The following is a 3126-nucleotide window of genomic DNA, read 5'->3' as shown; positions in this document are numbered from 1 at the left end:
GGTTACTTGGGTATATTAGAATTGATAAGCCGCCGATAACTTATAGTTACGCCCTGGCTCGTAATCATCCAAAGTAATACCTCGGGCCGTCCCCGAACGAGATGCATGAGACGTATATAGCTCGTCAAAGACGTTATCGATACCAAACGTTACCGATAGACCATCGATGTCAGAAGGCACCCATTGTGCGTACAAGTTATGTACATCGTAGCTGTCTTTCTTAGGTTGACCATCAAACACATTGTCTTCTTCAAGAACAAACATTGAGTTCCAACCGAAGATGGTTTCTAGCGAATCAGATTGGTAGTCCAACGTCAGCGAGATGCTGTCACCCATATCAATACTGCGACCATTGCCGCCCGCGACAGGACCACCAGTATCTTTGTTCTCTGTATCTGATTTAGAGTATGACAGTTTGCTACCGAAGCTTTCATAACCATAGAAGGCACTTGCTTCGAAGCCCTTGATTTCCACATCACCCAAATTGTAAATAAGATAAGTTTTCGTAGTACGTTGGTACTCTTCAGCAATGTAGTTATCAATATCAGTTTGGAAGAAGGTTAAATTTGCACCAAATGAATGCGCATCCATGGTTTTGTCAAAGCGCACGCCACCTTGCGTGTTTTGCCCCGTTTCAGGTTTCAAACCATCTTGTAGGTAAGCCACATCTTGGTAAGCGATAAAGGTTTCCATTAATTCTGGACCTTTAAAGAGTGAACGAGAGCTTGCAAATAGCGTCCAGTCTTGTGTTATTGCCCACTCTGCTGCCAGTGCCCATGTCACTTCATCGTAATCGTTGTTACCTGTTTCTGCTTTGCGCTGGTAATCGTCAAAACGCAGACCCGCTGTGATGGAGAGAGCATCAGAAATGAAGAATTGGTCTTCAACGAATAACGCTGTAGAGACCGCGGATTCATCCATGAACTTACTGCTGCCGTAGTAACTCTCCGAAGTCTTATCCATGTAATCAAGACCGTACGTCGCACGATGATCAAAATCACCCAATGTCAGCAGTGATTGGAATTTTGCACTCAAACCAAAGTTCTGGTTTTTCGCCGTGTTTTTCGACAAACGATTTGCCGGCCAACGCGGTGCCATTACGGATTCATCACGAACAATTTCAGTCTCGGTGTTGTAAAGTGTTACGTCACCTTGGTGTTGATCGCCGCGCAATTCATAACTAAGAGTGACCGTGTCACGATTATAATCAGTCGGAATCAATAAGTTGTTGGATAGACCATTGTTCGCGCCACCAGACATATCAGGTCGTGGGTTATAATCACCACTGTCACGGTACATGTCGTAAGAGATTTCAATGCGATGGATATCACCAAATTCGTACCCCAATTTCCCTAGGATATTGTAAACGTCACCTTCCGAGCCAAAGGTTTTATTACCATCACCATCTTTAAAGTCATCACGCGTCACATAGTGACCGTAGACCATAGCGTCCACGCTTTCAGACAACAGCCCATAAAGCGTTAAAGAGCCCTGTTGGTTATCATTAGACGCATAACCACCGTAAACACGCGCACCAAAGTTTTCATCGTAACGCAGCAGATCACGTGCATCTTTGGTTTCAAAGTACACCGCCCCACCAAGACCACTTTGAGTTACCGAGTTATTACCCACTTGGATATCCGCTGACTTCAAAATGTCCGGGTTAAGCGTAAGATTACCAATATGGTGGAACATGTTGGCGTGCTGAGAGGCTCCGTCCAAACGGATATCAAGGTCGGTTTCACCAAGACCGCGAATCGTAATGCGTTGGTTGACAGAGTGCGTACCACCCACATCAACGCCCGGAATATCACGAAGTAAATCCGACATGTGATCGGCTTGCTTGAGCGACATATCGTCAGCAAACATTGATTCGGTGTTGCTGGATACTTTCGTCCCCCACACAACTACCTCTTCGAAGTGAGAGTCTTGATCTTGAGCTAAAGCTGGATGGGCAAGCGCCATCCCCACTGCTAGGCATAGGCTTGAGAGCTTAATTGGTGAGCGAACAGGGCTTTCCATAAACGTCTTCCTAAATATAAATGATAATAATTCTCACGCATGATAGGATCTCAATTCATAAATACAAAGACGAATCACTTATGCAAAATCGCATAGGTGTTATGAGGAAACGTCAAATGGCGGCAGAGACCAAAAAAAGAACTAAAATTGCCAAAGTAGCTCTCACCAAAAAGCTTGAGCAGACGGAAAAACAAATAATTGTTACGCAAGGTCAAAGCAGCCAAACTCAGCTTGCTGAAGGGAAATTTCTCTCCTACCAATACAACGACCAGATCTTTGTCCATGGCGGACGATGCATCGAATTAGTCGATTCCAATATAGTCTCTACTGCCCATTCAGCCCTACTGATTACTATCCTTCTTGAGGGAAAGCTATCTTTTGGCTATGACGATCTTCAATTCGACTTTGACGCTAACAAAGCACCACAAGGTGTGGTTGTTAACCTAGCAAAACCCGCTAACTTCCGCCGCTCACTTATTCAAAATAACAGAATGAATAAGATCAACATTCTTATTAAACCACCTTGGTTAGAATCGAGAATGGCGGGAAATTGTGGACACAAGCGCTTCATTGAAACTCACCAAGCTTTTTACACACTGGAGCTTAATGAGACGTTAATTGAGCTTGCACACTCTCTCACTCAACGTGAATCTCCGACAAATATGAAAGATCGTATAGAGGTCGAAAGCTTGATTTACCAAGTGCTTTCCCACTCAATCGGGCAAATGCCTGACGATTACTGCGCGGTATGTGAAAAACAGCATCGCTCCGCTGACACTCGCGTAGAAAATGTAGTCAGTTACATAGAAACACATCTCGATGAAGATTTAACCTTAGAGCGTCTAGCAGAAGAGTTTTCAATGAGCGTTTCAAACCTCCAACGACGTTTCAAACAGGCTTTTAACATGACCATTAATGGTTACATCCGCCATCGCCGCTTAGAGATCGCTCGCCAGCATTTGGAACGCGGATTAGTGACTATCACAGAAGCGGCATACGAAGCGGGCTATCATCATCCATCAAACTTTACCAACGCCTTCAAGAAAGTATTTGGTGTTCCCCCACATGAAGTCGTCAACAACCATTGAGTATACCCAAGTAACC

At 44.5% G+C, this 3126-nt stretch carries 2 protein-coding genes; one reads left to right on the top strand and one right to left on the bottom strand.

Annotated features, from left to right (window positions below; genetic code table 11):
• Window positions 1-15 precede the first annotated feature (15 nt).
• The gene (locus tag VHA02S_RS24450; RefSeq protein WP_038899561.1) at window positions 16-2022 is read right to left on the bottom strand and encodes a TonB-dependent siderophore receptor; all 2007 of its coding nucleotides are present in this window, start codon (window positions 2020-2022) and stop codon (window positions 16-18) included.
• Window positions 2023-2138: 116 nt separating this feature from the next.
• On the opposite strand from VHA02S_RS24450, the gene VHA02S_RS24445 reads away from it, so the two are divergent.
• Window positions 2139-3110 (top strand): helix-turn-helix domain-containing protein, encoded by a 972-nt coding sequence (locus VHA02S_RS24445; RefSeq protein WP_038899560.1) that lies wholly within the window; start codon window positions 2139-2141, stop codon window positions 3108-3110.
• Window positions 3111-3126: the final 16 nt, after the last annotated feature.

It is taken from the genome of Vibrio harveyi NBRC 15634 = ATCC 14126 = KCTC 12724 (genome assembly GCF_001591145.1).
GTDB lineage: Bacteria > Pseudomonadota > Gammaproteobacteria > Enterobacterales > Vibrionaceae > Vibrio > Vibrio harveyi.
This window is presented reverse-complemented; position numbering and strand designations above follow the sequence as displayed.

Excerpts from the sequence above, each read along its gene's own strand:
- VHA02S_RS24450 (WP_038899561.1), bottom strand. The coding sequence starts at position 2,022 with ATGGAAAGCCCTGTTCGCTCACCAATTAAGCTCTCAAGCCTATGCCTA.
- VHA02S_RS24445 (WP_038899560.1), top strand. The coding sequence starts at position 2,139 with ATGGCGGCAGAGACCAAAAAAAGAACTAAAATTGCCAAAGTAGCTCTC.